Source organism: Halomonas sp. NCCP-2165, from assembly GCF_023708045.1.
GTDB lineage: Bacteria > Pseudomonadota > Gammaproteobacteria > Pseudomonadales > Halomonadaceae > Bisbaumannia > Bisbaumannia pacifica.
The window spans coordinates 1-16,074 of the sequence record NZ_BRCY01000037.1; the positions used below are offsets into that span (position 1 = coordinate 1).

General features: G+C 64.4%; 16 protein-coding genes. 10 read left to right on the forward strand and 6 right to left on the reverse strand.

From position 1 onward, the window contains the following. Positions 1-136 precede the first annotated feature (136 nt). The 3 genes from NFU04_RS14730 to NFU04_RS14740 form a co-directional block, all read right to left on the reverse strand. A complete protein-coding gene (locus NFU04_RS14730) occupies positions 137-1,495 on the reverse strand; it encodes a sensor histidine kinase (RefSeq protein WP_251310183.1) in 1,359 nt (452 codons plus the stop codon). Further along, positions 1,492-2,196 carry a response regulator transcription factor gene (locus tag NFU04_RS14735; RefSeq protein WP_251310184.1) on the reverse strand — a complete coding sequence of 235 codons (705 nt, stop codon included), beginning with the start codon at positions 2,194-2,196 and terminating at the stop codon, positions 1,492-1,494. Before NFU04_RS14735 ends, NFU04_RS14730 begins: the two co-directional genes overlap by 4 nt. A gap of 123 nt (positions 2,197-2,319) precedes the next feature. Continuing rightward, positions 2,320-3,036, reverse strand: coding sequence for a 4'-phosphopantetheinyl transferase family protein (locus NFU04_RS14740; protein ID WP_251310185.1), 717 nt, complete (start codon positions 3,034-3,036; stop codon positions 2,320-2,322). A 110-nt stretch (positions 3,037-3,146) separates the two neighbouring features. Here NFU04_RS14740 and NFU04_RS14745 point away from each other — a divergent pair, with 110 nt between their 5' ends. The 4 genes from NFU04_RS14745 (at position 3,147) to trpC (ending at position 7,071) form a co-directional block, all read left to right on the forward strand. After that, positions 3,147-4,376, forward strand: coding sequence for an MFS transporter (locus NFU04_RS14745; protein WP_251310186.1), 1,230 nt, complete (start codon positions 3,147-3,149; stop codon positions 4,374-4,376). A gap of 250 nt (positions 4,377-4,626) precedes the next feature. Continuing rightward, entirely contained in the window at positions 4,627-5,211 is a 585-nt protein-coding gene (locus tag NFU04_RS14750) for an anthranilate synthase component II (RefSeq protein WP_251310187.1), read from the forward strand. A gap of 28 nt (positions 5,212-5,239) precedes the next feature. Next, entirely contained in the window at positions 5,240-6,259 is a 1,020-nt protein-coding gene (gene trpD / locus NFU04_RS14755) for an anthranilate phosphoribosyltransferase (protein WP_251310188.1), read from the forward strand. 11 nt (positions 6,260-6,270) lie between these two features. Then, positions 6,271-7,071, forward strand: a complete 801-nt coding sequence (gene trpC, locus NFU04_RS14760; RefSeq protein ID WP_251310189.1) for an indole-3-glycerol phosphate synthase TrpC — start codon at positions 6,271-6,273, stop codon at positions 7,069-7,071. A gap of 451 nt (positions 7,072-7,522) precedes the next feature. Here trpC and NFU04_RS14765 read toward each other — a convergent pair whose 3' ends face one another. Next, a complete protein-coding gene (locus NFU04_RS14765) occupies positions 7,523-7,888 on the reverse strand; it encodes a phage integrase N-terminal SAM-like domain-containing protein (RefSeq protein WP_251310190.1) in 366 nt (121 codons plus the stop codon). Positions 7,889-8,110: 222 nt separating this feature from the next. Here NFU04_RS14765 and NFU04_RS14770 point away from each other — a divergent pair, with 222 nt between their 5' ends. From NFU04_RS14770 to NFU04_RS14790, 5 genes are all read left to right on the forward strand, one after another. Continuing rightward, positions 8,111-8,425, forward strand: a complete 315-nt coding sequence (locus NFU04_RS14770) for an HNH endonuclease (RefSeq protein ID WP_251310191.1) — start codon at positions 8,111-8,113, stop codon at positions 8,423-8,425. A 136-nt stretch (positions 8,426-8,561) separates the two neighbouring features. After that, complete coding sequence (locus tag NFU04_RS14775; protein WP_251310192.1) at positions 8,562-8,900, forward strand: hypothetical protein; 339 nt, start codon at positions 8,562-8,564, stop codon at positions 8,898-8,900. 2 nt (positions 8,901-8,902) lie between these two features. Next, positions 8,903-9,364 carry a hypothetical protein gene (locus NFU04_RS14780; protein ID WP_251310193.1) on the forward strand — a complete coding sequence of 154 codons (462 nt, stop codon included), beginning with the start codon at positions 8,903-8,905 and terminating at the stop codon, positions 9,362-9,364. Positions 9,365-9,451: 87 nt separating this feature from the next. After that, positions 9,452-10,456, forward strand: a complete 1,005-nt coding sequence (locus tag NFU04_RS14785) for a PDDEXK family nuclease (protein ID WP_251310194.1) — start codon at positions 9,452-9,454, stop codon at positions 10,454-10,456. Between the two features lie 285 nt (positions 10,457-10,741). Continuing rightward, positions 10,742-10,957, forward strand: coding sequence for a GNAT family N-acetyltransferase (locus tag NFU04_RS14790; protein WP_251310195.1), 216 nt, complete (start codon positions 10,742-10,744; stop codon positions 10,955-10,957). A gap of 14 nt (positions 10,958-10,971) precedes the next feature. Here the strand turns inward: NFU04_RS14790 and NFU04_RS14795 are convergent, their stop codons facing one another. Beyond that, complete coding sequence (locus NFU04_RS14795) at positions 10,972-11,172, reverse strand: DUF2905 domain-containing protein (protein WP_251310196.1); 201 nt, start codon at positions 11,170-11,172, stop codon at positions 10,972-10,974. Positions 11,173-11,232: 60 nt separating this feature from the next. Beyond that, entirely contained in the window at positions 11,233-14,460 is a 3,228-nt protein-coding gene (locus tag NFU04_RS14800) for an FAD-binding and (Fe-S)-binding domain-containing protein (RefSeq protein ID WP_251310197.1), read from the reverse strand. Between the two features lie 248 nt (positions 14,461-14,708). On the opposite strand from NFU04_RS14800, the gene serS reads away from it, so the two are divergent. Then, on the forward strand, positions 14,709-15,986 hold the full coding sequence (serS, locus tag NFU04_RS14805; protein WP_251310198.1) for a serine--tRNA ligase: 1,278 nt from the start codon (positions 14,709-14,711) through the stop codon (positions 15,984-15,986). The last annotated feature ends 88 nt before the right edge of the window (positions 15,987-16,074 follow it).

Below are 16,074 nucleotides of genomic sequence, written 5' to 3' on the forward strand. Positions count from 1 at the left end.
GGGCGATGGCCAGGCACAGGGGGTGGCGGGGAAAGCGCGGGGCGGGGGACATGATGGCTCCTCTGCGTGATATGAATTCTCATTTGTGGCGCATTCTTGTTTACCCCGCCGCGGATGTGAACCGCTTTTACATTTGTTACGCCTCGGCGATGGAACGAGTCGCCGGGAACCACAGCGTCATGCGCAGCCCCCCCGCGGGGCGGTTCTCGGCACGCACCCAGCCGCCCACCGCTTCCAACTGGCGGTGCGCCAGGGCCAGCCCCAGGCCATGGCCGTCGGGCTTGTCGTCGCGGGCCTGGGCGGTGCGGTAGAAGGGCTGGAAGATGCGCTCGAGCTGGTCATCGGGCACCCCGGGGCCCTGGTCGTCGACGTCCAGCCGGTAGCCCTGCGCCTCGGCGCTCAGGGCGACCCGCACCCGGCCTCCCGCGGGGGTGTAGTGGCAGGCGTTGCGGATCACGTTCTCCACCGCCTGGGCCAGGGCCCGCTGGCTGCTGCCGTGGATCGCCGCCTGGGCGGGGAGCTCGGCGTCCAGCCGGTGGTCGGGGTACTCGTAGCGGGCGTCGTCGATCACGCTGTCGAGCAGGTCGGTGAGGTCGAGGCTGTCCTGGTCGAGGCTCGGCTTCTCGTTCTCCAGCCAGGCCAGGGTCAGGGTGTCCTCCACCAGGGCACGCATCAGCCGGCACTCGCGGCGGATGCGCGGCAGGAAGTGCTGGGTCTCGATGCCCTCCTCCACGCAGCTCAGCGCCATGTCGATACGGGTCAGGGGCGTGCGCAGTTCGTGGGAGAGGTCGGCGATCAGCCGGCGCTGGGTGAGGATCAGCTCGCCGGTGCGCTCGGCCATGCGATCGAAGGTAGCCGCCAGGGCGGTCAACTCGTCGTTGCGGTTGCCCAGCAGGGCGCGCACCCGCACCCCCAGGTTGCCCTCGCTGAATGCCCGGGTGGCCAGCTCCAGCTGGCGCAGCGGGTGCATCAGGTGGCGATAGATTACCACCGAGAGCAGCATCAGCACCGCCAGCGGCAGGGCCACCTTGAGGGCCAGCTTGACCTCGGGGAGGTGGCCGCCGGGGCGCATGCGCCGGGGCAGGGTGATCAGGAAGTGGGTCCGCCCGTCGGCGAAGGTGAGGTCCATGATGGGGTTGTCGGCGAAGTAGAGGTGGATCTTCCACTCCACGTGACGGCCCAGGCGGAAGCCTTCCCGGAACTGTGCCGAGAGTTCGCTGCCGGCCAGGGGGCGGATATCGGAGCGCACCACCGCCGCCCAGGTCTCCTCGCGGGCCTGCAAGGCCTCCAGCCAGTCGGCCAGGGCCGCCTCGTCGCCGGCCACATGGAGGCGCTCGGCGGTGGCGCCCCACTGCCTGAGGGTCTGCTGATGGCGCTCGGCGATAAAGCTCATCTGCTGCTCGGTCTCGGCGCCGAGGAAGGTGATCACCCAGACCAGCGCCAGGGTGCCCAGCGCCAGGGGACCGCAGAGTTTCCAGAACAGGCGGCGATTCACAGGAAACAGTAACCCTTGCCGTGGACGGTCTGCAGGCGATCCGCCGCCATGCCGGCCTCCACCAGCTTGCGGCGTACCCGGCTCAGGTGCATGTCCAGGCTGCGGTCGTAGCGGCTGAATTCCCGCTCCAGCACCAGCTGGTAGAGGTAGGGCTTGCTGAGCACCTCGCCCTGGTGAAGCAGCAGTACCCAGAGCAGGCGGAACTGGATCGGCGTCAGGGGGATGGCGGCGTCGGCGTAGTGCACCGCCAGGTCGCCGCGTGCCAGCCTCAGGGGGCCGACGCAGAGCTCGTCCGGGTCGGCGCGCTGGTCGATGTGGCCCAGGGTGCGGCGCAACAGCGCCTCGATGCGCAGCTGCAGCTCGGTGAAACCGAAGGGCTTGGGCAGGTAGTCGTCGGCGCCGCGACGGTAGCCGCGGATGCGCTCTTCCTCGGCGCCGCAGGCGGTGAGCATCATCACCGGGGTCTGGCGGGTCTTGCGCAGCCGCTTGAGCACCTCGAAGCCATTCAGCCGGGGCAGCAGCACGTCGAGCAGGATCAGGTCGAAGCCCTGGCCGAGGGCCGAGAGCAGCCCGCCTTCACCCTCGTAGCACTGCTGGGTGCGATAGCCCTTGTCCTCGAGCAGGCGGGCGATCTGGCCATTGAGGGTGCGGTCATCTTCGATCACCAGGATGCGTGGCCGATACGAGGTGGCGGAAGGCATTGATTATCCACTTCTCATGCACTTGATAAGCGTTATCATATGCGGCCGAGCGTGGCCTGACAAGCCGCGCCATGCGGGGCGGCGGATGATGCATGGGGAAGTAGAAACGGGCTGTTGCCGGGGTCAGTGATCGGGTCGTCGGGCGGGAATCGTCACCAGGCTAAGCAGCCGACCCTGCCAGTGGCAGAAGTGGCCGTCCAGCTCGCGGCCGGCGGGCCAGGCCGGGCTAAGGTCGGTCAGCAGGCGCAGCCGGGCCCGGCCATCGGGGTGCCAGCTCAGCAGCTCGGCATCGGGAAAGTAGAAGCGCCGGCCGACCAGTGGGTAGAGGGCCTTGAACAGGCTCTCCTTGAGGGAGAAGGTCAGGGTGACCGCGAGCGCCGCCTCGTCGGCGGGGAGGCGCGCCCGCTCCGCCGGGGTCAGCACCCGGCGCGCCAGGCGCGTGGCCTCCGCGTCGTCGAGCCACCGCTCGGCGTCGAGTCCCAGGCTATGGTAGGCCGAGCGTGGCGCCACCAGGGCCGCGGCCCAGCCATGGGCGTGGGTAATGCTGCCGACGCAGCCCTGCGGCCAGCGCGGGGCGCGGTCCTCGCCCAGTTCCGGGGCCTGCCAGCGACCGTCCAACTGCCAGAGCGCCTGACGGGCGCACAGGCGCCCGGCGAGAAACTCCGCCCGGCGCTTGGCGGCCGCCGCCGCCAGACGCGAGGGCAGGGCGATGCCGGCCGTCGCGAAGGCGTCGGCGGTCAGGGCCTCGGCGGCAAAGCGGGTCGCTACCAGGCAGGCGTCGGCAAGGTCGAAGGGCCGCTGGATCGCCAGGGGGCCGCAGAAGGAGGGTGTCTCGGTCATGGGCGAATTCTGCCACGAAGCCGGGGCCGGCACGACCGCCGGGCGCCTCGACGGCGCGCGAGCGCGCGCCGTATCATGGCCGCTGACCGGTGACGGGGGAGTCGATGAGGGTGAGCGCGCAGGATTCCGGGAGGGCGGATCGTCCCGCCCGGCGAGGGGGCGGGGCGGTCGCGACGATCGCCATCGCTCAACTGTTCGGGACCTCGCTGTGGTTCAGCGCCAACGGCGTGGCGCCCGGCCTGCGGCATGCCTGGCAGGCCAGTGCCGCGGATATCGGCTGGCTGACCAGTGCGGTGCAGGCGGGCTTTATTCTCGGCACCCTGACCCTGGTGGTCGCCGGCCTGGCGGATCGCTATCGGGCCAGTCGGATCTTCGTCGCCAGCGCCATCGCCGGGGCGCTCTTCAATGCCGCCTTCGCCGGGTTCGCGGAGGGGCTGGCCAGTGGCCTGGCCTTGCGCTTTCTGGTCGGCGTCTGCCTGGCGGGCATCTATCCCATGGGCATGAAGCTGATCGTCGGCTGGGCGCCCGAGCGCACCGGCGCGGCGCTGGCGCAGCTGGTCGCCATGCTGACCCTCGGCACGGCCCTGCCGCACCTGCTGCGTGAGGTGGGGAGCGACTGGCCCTGGCAGTGGATCCTCCTCGCCTCCTCGGCGCTCGCCCTGCTGGGGGCGCTGCTGATCCATCGCCTGGGGGATGGGCCCCATCTGCCCCGGGGAAGGGGCGCCTCGGCGAGTCGCGGGGCGGAACGGCGACCGAGCGTCTTCGAGGCCTTCAGGATCCCGCGCTTCCGCGCCGCCGCCTGGGGCTACTTCGGGCACATGTGGGAGCTCTACGCCTTCTGGACGGTGGTGCCGCTGCTGGTGCTGCATACGCCCCTGGCCGGCCAGTACCCCGGGCTCGGGGTGTCGGGCCTGGCGTTTGCCATTATCGCCGTCGGGGCGTTGGGCTGCCTGATCGGCGGGGCACTGTCCCGGCGCGTCGGCAGCGCCCGGGTGGCGCTGGCGGCCCTGGCGTCGTCCGGTGCCTGTGCCCTGGGCTTCGCCCTCTACTGGCGAGAGCTGTCGGCCCCGGCCGTTGGCCTGCTGCTGCTGCTGTGGGGGGCGACGGTGGTGGCCGATTCGCCGCAGTTCTCCGCCCTGTCGGCGAAGGCCTGCCCGCCGGCGCTGGTCGGGGCGGCCCTGGCGATGCAGAACTCCATCGGTTTTTCCATTACCGTGGTCTCGATCGCGGCCACCACGGCCCTGTTCGAGCGCATCGGCCTGGATGCCGCCTGGCTGTTGGTTCCCGGTCCGGTGGTCGGACTGCTCGGCTTCGCCCTGGCGTCCCGGCGGGCGCCTTGACAGCTCGCCGCCCCGGCCGCAACATAGCCGGCATGAAGACTCCAGATCATATGCATTCGAGCCAGTGGTGGCGCTCCTGAGGTGGGGCGGCACCCTCGTGTCTTGAATGACGATGCCGCCTGCAGGGCGGCATTTTTGTGTCTGGGCTTCCTGCACGGCTGGCGAAACAATACCGAGGATGATCTGGGTCACCCCGGGTAAGCTTTCCCAAGCCAACTGGACACACGCCAAAGAACAGGACCATAACGCCATGTCCGTGCTGATGATCGACAATTTCGACAGCTTTACCTACAACGTGGTGCAGTACCTGGCCGAGCTGGGGGCCGAGGTGATCACCCACCGCAACGACGCCATCACCCTCGAGGAGATCGAGGCCCTGGCGCCGAGTCATATCGTCATCTCCCCCGGGCCCTGCACCCCCAACGAGGCGGGCATCTCCCTGGAGGTGATTCGTCACTTCGCCGGCAAGCTGCCGATCCTCGGCATCTGCCTGGGCCACCAGGCCATCGGCCAGGTCTATGGCGGTGAGGTGGTACGCGCCCCCCAGGTGATGCACGGCAAGACCTCGCTGGTACGCCACCATAACCATGGCGTCTTCGAGGGCCTGGCGGACCCCCTGGAGGTGACCCGCTACCACTCCCTGGTGGTGGCCGCCGAGAGCCTGCCCGAGAGCCTGGAAGTGACCGCCTGGGTGGACGACGATGACGTCACCCCGGGGCTGATCATGGGCCTGCGTCACAAGACCCTGGACGTGGAGGGGGTGCAGTTTCACCCCGAGTCGATTCTTACCCGCCAGGGGCACGAGCTGCTGGCCAACTTCCTCAAGCGTGGCTAAGCGCCGCGGATCGCAAGGAGACCCAACGATGCAGATGCGAGAAGCGATCGATGCGGTGATGCGGGGCCGTCACCTGAGTTTCGACCAGACCTACGCGGTAATGCGCGCCATCATGACCGGCGAGGCCACCGACGCCCAGATCGGCGGCCTGCTGATCGGCCTCTCCATGAAGGGCGAGACCCCGGAAGAGATCAGCGCCGCGGCCCAGGTGATGCGCGAGCTGATGATCCCGGTGACGGTCCAGGCCGAGAACGTCGTCGATATCGTCGGCACCGGCGGCGATGGTGCCAACCTCTTCAATGTCTCCACCGCCTCCAGCTTCGTGGCGGCGGCCGGCGGCGCCCATGTGGCCAAGCACGGCAACCGTAGCGTCTCGTCCTCCTCCGGGAGCGCCGACCTCTTCGCCGTGGCCGGCATTGCCCTGGAGCTCAACGCCGAGCAGGTGGCGCGTTGCATCGACCAGGTGGGGGTGGGCTTTATGTTCGCGCCCATGCATCACAAGGCGATGCGCCACGCCATCGGCCCGCGCCGCGAGATGGGCGTGCGTACCCTGTTCAATATCCTGGGGCCCCTGACCAACCCCGCCGGCGCCCCCAACCAGGTGCTGGGCGTCTACCAGCCGGAGCTGGTGCCGGTGATGGCCGAGGTGCTCAAGCGCCTGGGCAGTCGCCATGTGCTGGTGGCCCACGCCGAGGATGGCCTGGACGAGATCTCCCTGGCCGCGCCGACGCGCATCGCCGAGCTCAAGGACGGCGAGATCCGCGAGTACACCATCACTCCCGAGGAGTTTGGCATCGAGCGCCAGTCGCTGGAGCCCCTCAAGGTACTGACCGCCGAGGACAGCCTGCGCCTGGTCAAGGAGGCCCTGGTCGGGGAGGGGCCCGCGGCGGATATCGTCGCCCTCAATGCCGGCGCCGCCCTCTATGCCGCCGACGTGGCCGATACCCTCAAGGAGGGCGTGGCCATGGCCCAGGACGCCCAGGACTCCAAGCTGCCGCTGGAGAAACTCAAGGAACTGGCCGATTTTTCCCGCGTCTTCGCGGGGTGAGGAAACGAGAGATGACCACCCAACTGCCCACCATCCTGGCCCGTATCCTCGCCCGCAAGGAAGAGGAAGTCGAAGAGCGCAGCCGCGCCGTGGCCGAACGCGACCTGCTGGTCCTGGCCGAGCGCCAGAGCGCCCCGCGGGGCTTCGTCACGGCCCTGGAACGCCGCATCGAGCGTGGCGAGCCCGGAATCATCGCCGAGATCAAGAAGGCCTCGCCCTCCCGAGGCGTGATTCGCGAGGACTTCCGGCCCGCCGAGATCGCCGCCGACTACGCCGCCGCCGGCGCCGCCTGCCTCTCGGTACTCACCGACGCCGACTTCTTCCAGGGTCACGAGGACTTCCTGATCGACGCCCGGGAGGCCTGCGAGCTGCCGGTGATCCGCAAGGACTTCATCACCCACGGCTACCAGGTGAGCGAGGCCCGCGCCATCGGCGCCGACTGCATCCTGCTGATCGTCGCCGCCCTGGACGACGCGCGCATGGCCGACCTCTACCAGCAGGCCCGGGCCCTCGGCATGGACGTGCTGGTCGAAGTGCACGATGCCAACGAACTGGAGCGCGCCCTGCGCCTCGACCTGACCATGGTCGGCATCAACAACCGCGACCTGCACACCTTCGACACCCGTCTCGAGACCACCTTCGAGCTGCTGGCGCAGATCCCCGACGAGGTCACCGTGATCACCGAGTCCGGCATCCACACCCGCGACGACGTGACCCGCATGCGCGAGAAGGCCGTCCATGGCTTCCTGGTCGGCGAGGCCTTTATGCGCCAACCCAGCCCCGGCGACGCCCTGAAGCAACTGTTCTTCTAAGTTCGTCACGCCCTACCCAACCCCGGACGGCCCACGCCGCCCGGGATTTTTGTTTCCGGAATCACAGTTCTGTAGGAGCGCGGATTCTCCGCGCGATTGGCGCCGTCAGGTGCCTCTGTTGGTGTTGTAGGAGCAGGCTTTAGCCGGCGATCGGCGTTTTAGGCGCCTTTGCCAGTGCCATCCGGTGTTGTAGGAGCCAGCTTCAGCTCGCGATTGGCGCCGTCAGGCGCCTCTATTGGGGCTGGCTTTAGCCAATACCACCCCGCACTTCCTGAAATCACCAACCCCCCACCTTTGCATCTCCCACTCCCCTTGCTTACTCTCAATCCCTAAGACTGCTGAGGCGGTTAGAAGGATAATAACAAGCACACGGGAACTACCGCATGGATGGCGGCCGCCATCGTAAGATGCAGGGTAGGGGCGGTAGCGTGCCCGGGCTCTCTACCTTCATTTAGCCTAGAACTCGCATTACTTCATCGTGGGACAATACGACAAGTAAGCGGTGAGGCCGCTTGGCCCGGGAGAACTCACCGATATCCCCCAGCGGCTGCTCGAGCACCTGGCGATAGAGAAAGACCAGCGCATTCAATGCCTGATTCTGGGTGGCCGCCGCCACATGGCGTTCTACCGCGAGGTGTTCAAGAAAGGCCTTGACCTCAGGAGCTCCCATGCCGGCGGGGTGCCGTAGGCCGTGGAAGCGAATGAAGTAGCGAATCCAGTAGCAGTAGGTCTTCTCTGTTCGCAGGCTATAGCGCTTCACCCTCATGGTGGCCTTCACCCGGTCCATCAGCTTCGGGGGCCTGTTGTGCGTATCCATACGTCTGTCCTCTTGGTGCATGGATATGCATACAGTATTATTGGCTCTGGCAAAACGCGCAAGCACGCGAATCCTGCATAGGTGGCCGAGCTATAATTAGTTGATTTTAAAATCAATTGGTTAGGCAAATAGTGGTAGGCTATATTTGTCGGACGAACGTGCCGGCACGTTGATCCAATCATAGAACGCGCCGCCTAATACCTGTTATGCGTAAGGTTGATCATGGCAAATAATTGGAATATTCCATCATGGCTGGAGGCGGAAGTTCGTGAGCGGGATAAAGTCTGCGTGTACTGCAATCAAGAGTTTCTACCGCCAAAAGAGTCAGCCAAGCAATCCGCAAGCTGGGAGCACATCATCAATGATGCAAAAATAATAACCAGGGAAAATATTGCGCTATGCTGTCGTGGTTGTAATGCGAGCAAGGGCCAAAAAGAATTATCTGTTTGGCTTCAGTCAAAGTATTGCAAAGAGCGCGGTATATCACCGGAAACAGTAGCCCCCATTATTAAGCAGGCAATCGCAAATGGGCAGTGACTATACGCATAATAAGGCCAATTACCGCGACGTATTTTTCGTTCCGCCTGCGGCTCCACAAAAAATACGCGCGTGTTGGCGGAGTTGTGCGGCCCTACGACGCAACCTGAAAGAATAACGAGTCAAAGGAAAAAATATGCCAAATTTTTATCAAGACTTTGAAGCTACTCGCCTTGCCATGCTTGCCAAGCAATACCCAGAGGTTGTGAAAGCAAATGGCAAAGTGGTTTTCTGTGCGGAAGATAATGAGGATCGCTTGAGCGGCACTCGCTGGACGGTTGAAGACGATATTTTTGAGCAGGCTACCGGGTCAGGGTTCAAAGTTCACCTTATAGAATTGCTTGATAACTTTATTCAGTATCGAGCCCAATGTAATGAACTGCCGAAAAAAGAAGGTGTTGTACGTTTTGGTGATGGTGGTTTAAATATCGAATGGTTGCCTGACGGGTCAACCTCTCTTAGTGTGGAGTATTAGGCTTGATTACAAAGGATGAACTGTCATCTCTGGTGTGCGGATTTGATCGTCTACCGGGTCAAATTAATGAGCTTTCAAAGTCCGCCTTTGAAAATGTCTATGGATCAAAAGCTGCTGCACAGGAAAAAAACATAATTTATTTTTTCTTGTCTTCAAAGCCTGTGCCTCGTCTAAATGGAGAGAGTAGGATTCTTTATATCGGCCAAACAAAAACGAGCTTCAAAGCTAGATACTTTCGCCATGCAAACCTGCATGCCACTTCGAAGGCGAACAAGCTTAAATTTGACATAATAATAAAAAATTATGGGTCGATTGAGATAGCTTTTTGTGATTACCGGAGATTTGGCGATACCTTGCTTGGTGCTGAAGGGCAGTTCTTGTGGTGGTACTTTCAAAATCACGGTGAGTATCCGCCAATCAACTACACCAGAACCAAGGTCAGAACAGATGCTGTCAACGCATAACAAGGCCATTAAATTCGCTCCCTGCGGTCGCCGGACGCTCGTTCCTCGCGCCGTTTATGGTAGGCGTTATGTGTTTTGGAGAACACTGTGATCTTTTCGGTTTCGGAAAACCTCGGTGAAGCACAGAAGATACTGCCGAGCAGCTTTACCAGCCTGAACATCTGGGAGCGAAAGCACATTGAGGAATGGGTTCGTTCCAATCCAGAGCTTCTGGGTGAGAATTTGCTGATCGTGAGCATTGAATTCGATCGGTTCTCGAACAGTAATGATCGGTTGGATGTGCTTGCCCTTGATCGGTCAGGCAACCTTGTCGTCGTAGAGCTGAAAAGAGATTCCGCTGCTGGGTATGCTGACCTCCAGGCAATCCGATACGCCGCAATGGTTTCTTCAATGACGGTTGAGGTTCTCTTGCCTTACTACATTGCATATCGCAAGAAATACGACGGTGAAGTCCTTTCCGAGGGTGAGGCAAAAGATCAGATCGTTGAGTTTGTAGAGTCTGACTCGTTCGTAGAGCTTTCCAATAAACCTCGAATAATTCTTTGTTCTGAGGGGTTTTCTCAAGAAATTACTGCAACCGTGTTGTGGCTGCGTGAATCCGACATCGATATCAGCTGCGTAAAAATCACCCCATATCAGGTTGGACCTCAGGTCGTCATCGTGCCCAAGGTCGTCATACCTCTTGAAGAGGCGAGGCAGTACCTGATCGATATCAAGCGGAAGGAAGAGGTAAAGGAATTGTCTGTCCGCAAAAATCGACCTAAGACGATGAAAATCCTCATTGAAAACGCCTTGGTTGCAGCGGAAGATCAATTGACACTTGAGTTCGGCTTGCCGAGCCATGCCACCTTCGATCCTAACGATCCAACGTTCAAGGCTGTTATCACAGGCAAGTTGGGTCAGAGCGATGCCGTACGGTGGGAAAAGGATGGTCAGGAGTATTCCATCTCGGCGCTAACGTGGATGATTTTCAAAGAGCTTCATCCAGATAAGAAAGATCCAGGGGGAGTCAATGGCAACTGGCATTGGGTGCATTCCAGCGGAAAAACTCTTTGGCAAATCGCAGAAAATTACTTGGAAACACACACATAACAATTTGCTGCAGGTGACGTTTGACTCGCCACCCACTTTTGCTGCCGCAAAAGCGGGCGTCGCCTCAAACGCATCTGAGCTCAGGCGTTCGCAAGTCGCTCAGACGGCAATTTTTAGCTTGCATGGGGCGTGCGAGAACTGCCGGTAGCGGTGGTTTGCTTCGTCTTTTCCGCAGGTTTCCCAGTCATGGGGGCAGTTGAATGTCAGTGAACCCAGCGGTATCAAGCAGGTAGCGGTTGGTGGTGGCGGAAGCCCACACGGTCAATTTTCGAAGGATGGAAGTCGGTGATTCGAAAATTTCAGGCCATCGATATCGATCGGGTACTGGATATCTGGCTCGCGGCCTTGATCGAGGACGCCAAGCAGCGATGCGAGGGCCTGACGTTGACCGTCTATCAGGCGAACCGGCCCAGCGTCGAGTTTTACCGGAAGCATGGCTTCGTTATTCATGACGAACAGTTGGACGCCAACACAGGACAGTCGGAGTGGGTGATGACATAGGATGGCGCGTCATCCTAACGATTGAATAGCCAGAGAATCGCCGAGAACACCAGGCTGATCAGGATCATGGTGGTGAGGGGGAAGTAAAAGGAGGCGTTCTCGCGGCGGATGGCGATATCGCCGGGGAGCTGGCCGAACGGCAGCTTGGAGAGCCAGGGCCAGAGCAGGCCGATGGCGACGATCAAGAGTCCGATCAGGATCAGGGTGCGGTTCATGCTCGCCTCCTGGAGGGAATGCCCTCATCACCGATACCGGTGATGGGGGCATTTTTTACTTCAGCCTTGCTGTTTCAGCACCGCGAGCAGCCCCTGCAGCGGGTGGGGTAGGCGCCGGTCGGAGAGGCGCTTGACCTGGCTGCGGCAGGAGTAGCCGGTGGCCAGCAGGCGCCCCTGGTTGGCCTCGTCTTCCACCAGCCCCTGCCAGGAGAGGCCGTAGATGGTCTTGGAGGTGGCGAGGTTGCGGGCCTCGTGGCCGTAGGTGCCGGACATGCCGCAGCAGCCGGTGTCGACCAGCTCCAGTTCCAGGCCGAAGGCGGCGAAGAGCCGCTGCCAGGCCTTGGGGCTGCCCGGGGCATTGGTGGCCTCGGTGCAGTGGGAGAGCAGCTTGTAGCCGGGATCTGTCGCTGCCTCGGCGTTGGGCCGCTGGTCCGGCGCCAGGTTCGCTGCCCAGTGTGTCGAGTGAGCCACCAGCCACTCCTGGAGCAGCAGCACCTCGGGCACGGCCTCCTCGCCCAGCGCCTTGACGTACTCCTGGCGGTAGGTGAGGGTCATGGCCGGATCGATGCCCACCAGGGGCACGCCGAACTCGGCCAGGCCGCGCAGGCGCCGGGCCTGCGTCTCGGCGGTGCGCTGGAAGGCGCCCATGAAGCCCTGGACGTGGAGCGGCTTGCCGTTGGGGGCGAAGGGCGCCACGAAGACCTTGATATCGAGACGCGAGAGCAGCTCGACGATGTCCATTACCAACTGGGCCTCGAAGTGGCTGGTGAAGGCGTCCTGGACGATGATCACGCTGCGCGCCTTCTGCGCCTCGGTGAGCAGCCCCAGCGAGGTGGGGGTGGCCTCGGCGACGCCCCAGGCGGCCAGCTGCTTCTTGAGGCTGGCCCGGGACAGCCGCGGGCTGTCCACCATGCCGATGGGCCCGGCCAGCAGGCGATCCACCAGGCGATTGCCCAGGGCGGCGTTGTAGAGCGGGGCGATGCGCGAGAGCGTCGGCACCAGAAACTCCAGGCCGCCGATCAGGTAGTCGCGCAGCGGGCGCAGGTAGCGGCCGTGGTAGAGCTCGAGGAACTGGCTGCGGAACTGCGGCACATTGACCTTGATCGGGCACTGCCCGGCGCAGGACTTACACGCCAGACACCCGGCCATGGCGTCATAGACCTCGTGGGAGAAGTCGTCCTCCCGGCGCCGGCGCAGGGTGTTGAGGGTGCGCTTTGGCAGGCGCGCCACGCCGCCCAACCAGCCGCCCCGGCGGGCCCGCTCGGCCTCGTCGACCACGTCGACCCCGGCCTGGCCCTGGCGGCGCAGCCATTCGCGCATCAGGCTGGCGCGGCCCTTGGGGGAGTGGACCCGCTCACGGGTGCCCTTCCAGGAGGGGCACATGGCGTCGTTGGGGTCGTAGTTGTAGCAGGCGCCGTTGCCGTTGCAGTAGACGGCGGCGTCATGGGCCTGCCAGACCCGCTCGTCGATCTGGCGGTCGAGCTGGCCGCGGGTGGTCACCCCATCGATGGTCAGCAGGCCCGGATCGACCAGCTTGACCGGCTCCGCCGGGGTATGGGCCGTGGCGTTAGACGCCTGGCCCGCGGCGTCGGGCGGGGTGGAAGCAGTACCCGCGGCGTCGGGCGGGTTGGAAGCAGTACCCGCGGCGTCGGGCGGGATAGAAAGCGGCGTGGCGATCTTACCGGGGTTCAACTGGTTATGCGGGTCGAAGGCGGCCTTGACCCGTTGCAGGCTGGGGTAGAGCTCGCCGAAGAACTTGGGGGCGTACTCCGAGCGCACGCCCTTGCCGTGCTCGCCCCACAGCAGGCCGCCGTACTGATGGGTCAGCTCGGCCACCTCGTCGGAGACCTCGCGGATCAGCCGCTCCTGCTCGGGGTCCTTCATATCGATGGCTGGGCGCACGTGCAGCACCCCGGCGTCGACATGGCCGAACATGCCGTAGGCCAGGCCGCGGGCGTCGAGGGCCGCGCGGAACTCGGCGATAAAGTCCGCCAGGTGCTCCGGCGGCACCGCGGTGTCCTCGACGAAGGGGATGGGGCGCTTCTCGCCCTTTTCATCCACCTTGGCATTGCCCAGCAGGCCCACGGCGCGCTTGCGCATGCCGTAGACTCGCTGGATGGCGGCGCGCCCCTCGGCCAGGGTGTAGCCCAGGCGTTGGACGCTGGTGTCGGCTTCCAGGTGGCGGCAGAAGGCCGCGACCCGCTCGGCCAGCCGCGCCGGGTCGTCGTCGTTGAACTCCACCAGGTTGATGCCGCGGACCGCCGTCTCGCCGCCGGGGAAGAACTCCGCCACGCTATCCCAGACGAAGTCCTGCATGGCCAGCATCAAGACCCGGTCGTCCACCGTCTCGATGGAGGTGGGGCGGGCGGAACTCGCCATCAGCGCCTTGGCGTCGCGCAGGGCGTCCATGAAGCCGGCGTAGCGCACATTGACCAGGGTCGAGTGCCGGGGAATCGGCAGCACGTTCAGCACCGCCTCGTTAAGGAAGCCCAGGGAGCCCTCGGCCCCGCACAGCAGGCTATTGAGGTTGAGGCGGCCGTCATCCTCGCGCAGGTGGGCCAGGTCGTAGCCGGTCAGGCAGCGATTGAGCGGCGGAAACTTGGCGCGGATCAGCTCGCCCTGGGTGTCGATGAGCTCCCGGGCGGTGCGATAGGCGCGGCCGGTGGCATCGTCGCGCTGGCACAGGGCGGCCAGCTCAGCCTCCTCGACGGGGCGGCTCTGCAAGCGCTCGCCGCCCAGCAGCACGCTGTCGAGTTCCAGCACATGGTCGCGGGTCTTGCCGTACTCGCAGCTGCCCTGGCCGCTGGCGTCGGTGGAGATCATGCCACCGATGGTGGCCCGGTTGGAGGTGGAGAGCTCCGGGGCGAAGAACAGCCCATGGGGCTTCAAGGCGGCGTTGAGCTGGTCCTTGACCACCCCGGCCTGGACCCGCACCCGGCGCTGCTCCACGTCGATCTCGAGGATCCGGTTCATATGCTTGGAGACGTCCACCACCAGGCCGTCGGTGAGCGACTGGCCGTTGGTGCCGGTGCCGCCGCCGCGGGGAGTCAGCACCACCCGGCGGTGGGCCGACTCGCCGGCCAGGCGGGCGAGGCGCTCGAGATCCGCCGCGCCCCTGGGGTAGAGCACCGCCTGGGGCAGGCGCTGGTAGATGGAGTTGTCGGTGGCCAGCACCGTGCGGTTGGCGAAGTCCGGGGCGATCTCGCCCTCGAAGCCGGAGGCCTTGAGGGCCTCGAGGAAACGCAGGTAGTGAGCGTCGAGGCGCTCGGTATCCAGTCTCGCGATCATGGGGTCGTCATCAGGCCGTAGGTCGCCGCGCGTCGCCTGGGGAGCAGGCCGGGCGGTGTAGAATCGTCCGTCTACTTTACCCGAGAGCGACATTCGGCGCATCCAAAGCGCCAGGCCATGGCGTGGCGGATGGCCGTGTCGCCGGAGCAGGGCGGCTCGCGGCGTGGGCGTGGTGCCGGGGCGGCCTTTTGCCTACAATAGGCCCCTGATTTCGACTGCTTATTCCCTAACGTGACGGACTGGATTCCATGCTCGATCCGAAACTGCTGCGTGGCGACCTGACCGAGGTCGCCCAACGACTGGCCAAGCGGGGCTTTACCCTCGATACCGAGCGACTCGAGGCGCTGGAGTCCCGGCGTCGTGAGCTGCAGACCGAGACCGAGCGGCTGCAGAACGAGCGCAATACCCGCTCCAAGTCCATCGGCAAGGCCAAGGCCCAGGGCGAAGATATCGCCCCGCTGCTGGCCGAGGTCTCCGACCTGGGCGAGCGCCTCGACGCCGCCAAGGCCAAGCTGGCCGAGGCCCAGGTGGAGTGGGATGCCCTGGTCAGCGGCATTCCCAACCTGCCGCATGAGAGCGTGCCCCAGGGCGACGACGAGGACGATAACGTGGAGCTGCACCGCTGGGGCACCCCGCGAGCGTTCGATTTCGAGGTCAAGGACCATGTCGACCTGGGCGCCAAGCTCGGCTACCTGGACTTCGAGCTGGCCGCCAAGCTCACCGGCGCGCGCTTCGCCGTGATGCGCGGGCCCATTGCCCGGCTGCACCGCGCCCTGGCGCAGTTCATGCTCGACAAGCAGACCCAGGAGCATGGCTACGAAGAGTGCTATGTGCCCTATATGGTCAACGAGGCCTCGCTGCACGGCACCGGTCAGCTGCCCAAGTTCGGCGAGGACCTCTTCCGCCTGGACGACGAGCGCGGCTACCACCTGATCCCCACCGCCGAGGTACCGCTGACCAACTTCGCCCGGGACGAGATCCTCGACTTCAAGGCGCTGCCGCTGAAGCTCACCGCCCATACGCCCTGCTTCCGCAGCGAGGCGGGCTCCCATGGCCGCGATACCCGGGGGATGATCCGCCAGCACCAGTTCGACAAGGTCGAGATGGTCCAGCTGGTGGCGCCGGAGACCAGCTACCAGGCGCTGGAGGAGATGCGCGGCCATGCCGAGGCGATTCTCCAGGCCCTCGAGCTGCCCTACCGGACGGTGACCCTGTGCACCGGCGATATGGGCTTCGGCGCCGCCAAGACCTATGACCTGGAGGTGTGGTTGCCCAGCCAGGAGACCTACCGGGAGATCTCCTCGATCTCCAACTGCGAGGACTTCCAGGCCCGGCGCATGCAGGCGCGCTTCCGCCATCCGGAGCAGAAGAAGCCGCAGCTGCTGCACACCCTGAATGGCTCCGGCCTGGCGGTGGGGCGCTGCCTGCTGGCGGTGCTGGAGAACTACCAGAACGCCGATGGCTCCATCACCGTGCCCGAGGCCCTGCGCGGCTATATGGGTGGGGTCGAGACGATCAACGGCTGATCCGGGATGCCGGGAGCTTCAAGTCGTAAGCTTGAAGCGGGAAAAAAACCGCCTCCGAGGTCTTGCCTCGGAGGCGGTGTCGTTTAGG

What these genes read in the sequence shown, in the direction of transcription:
- NFU04_RS14735 (WP_251310184.1), bottom strand. Translation starts at nt 2,196, where the DNA reads ATGCCTTCCGCCACCTCGTATCGGCCACGCATCCTGGTGATCGAAGAT.
- NFU04_RS14740 (WP_251310185.1), bottom strand. Translation starts at nt 3,036, where the DNA reads ATGACCGAGACACCCTCCTTCTGCGGCCCCCTGGCGATCCAGCGGCCC.
- NFU04_RS14750 (WP_251310187.1), top strand. Translation starts at nt 4,627, where the DNA reads ATGTCCGTGCTGATGATCGACAATTTCGACAGCTTTACCTACAACGTG.
- trpD (WP_251310188.1), top strand. Translation starts at nt 5,240, where the DNA reads ATGCAGATGCGAGAAGCGATCGATGCGGTGATGCGGGGCCGTCACCTG.
- trpC (WP_251310189.1), top strand. Translation starts at nt 6,271, where the DNA reads ATGACCACCCAACTGCCCACCATCCTGGCCCGTATCCTCGCCCGCAAG.
- NFU04_RS14765 (WP_251310190.1), bottom strand. Translation starts at nt 7,888, where the DNA reads ATGGATACGCACAACAGGCCCCCGAAGCTGATGGACCGGGTGAAGGCC.
- NFU04_RS14770 (WP_251310191.1), top strand. Translation starts at nt 8,111, where the DNA reads ATGGCAAATAATTGGAATATTCCATCATGGCTGGAGGCGGAAGTTCGT.
- NFU04_RS14775 (WP_251310192.1), top strand. Translation starts at nt 8,562, where the DNA reads ATGCCAAATTTTTATCAAGACTTTGAAGCTACTCGCCTTGCCATGCTT.
- NFU04_RS14795 (WP_251310196.1), bottom strand. Translation starts at nt 11,172, where the DNA reads ATGAACCGCACCCTGATCCTGATCGGACTCTTGATCGTCGCCATCGGC.
- NFU04_RS14800 (WP_251310197.1), bottom strand. Translation starts at nt 14,460, where the DNA reads ATGATCGCGAGACTGGATACCGAGCGCCTCGACGCTCACTACCTGCGT.
- serS (WP_251310198.1), top strand. Translation starts at nt 14,709, where the DNA reads ATGCTCGATCCGAAACTGCTGCGTGGCGACCTGACCGAGGTCGCCCAA.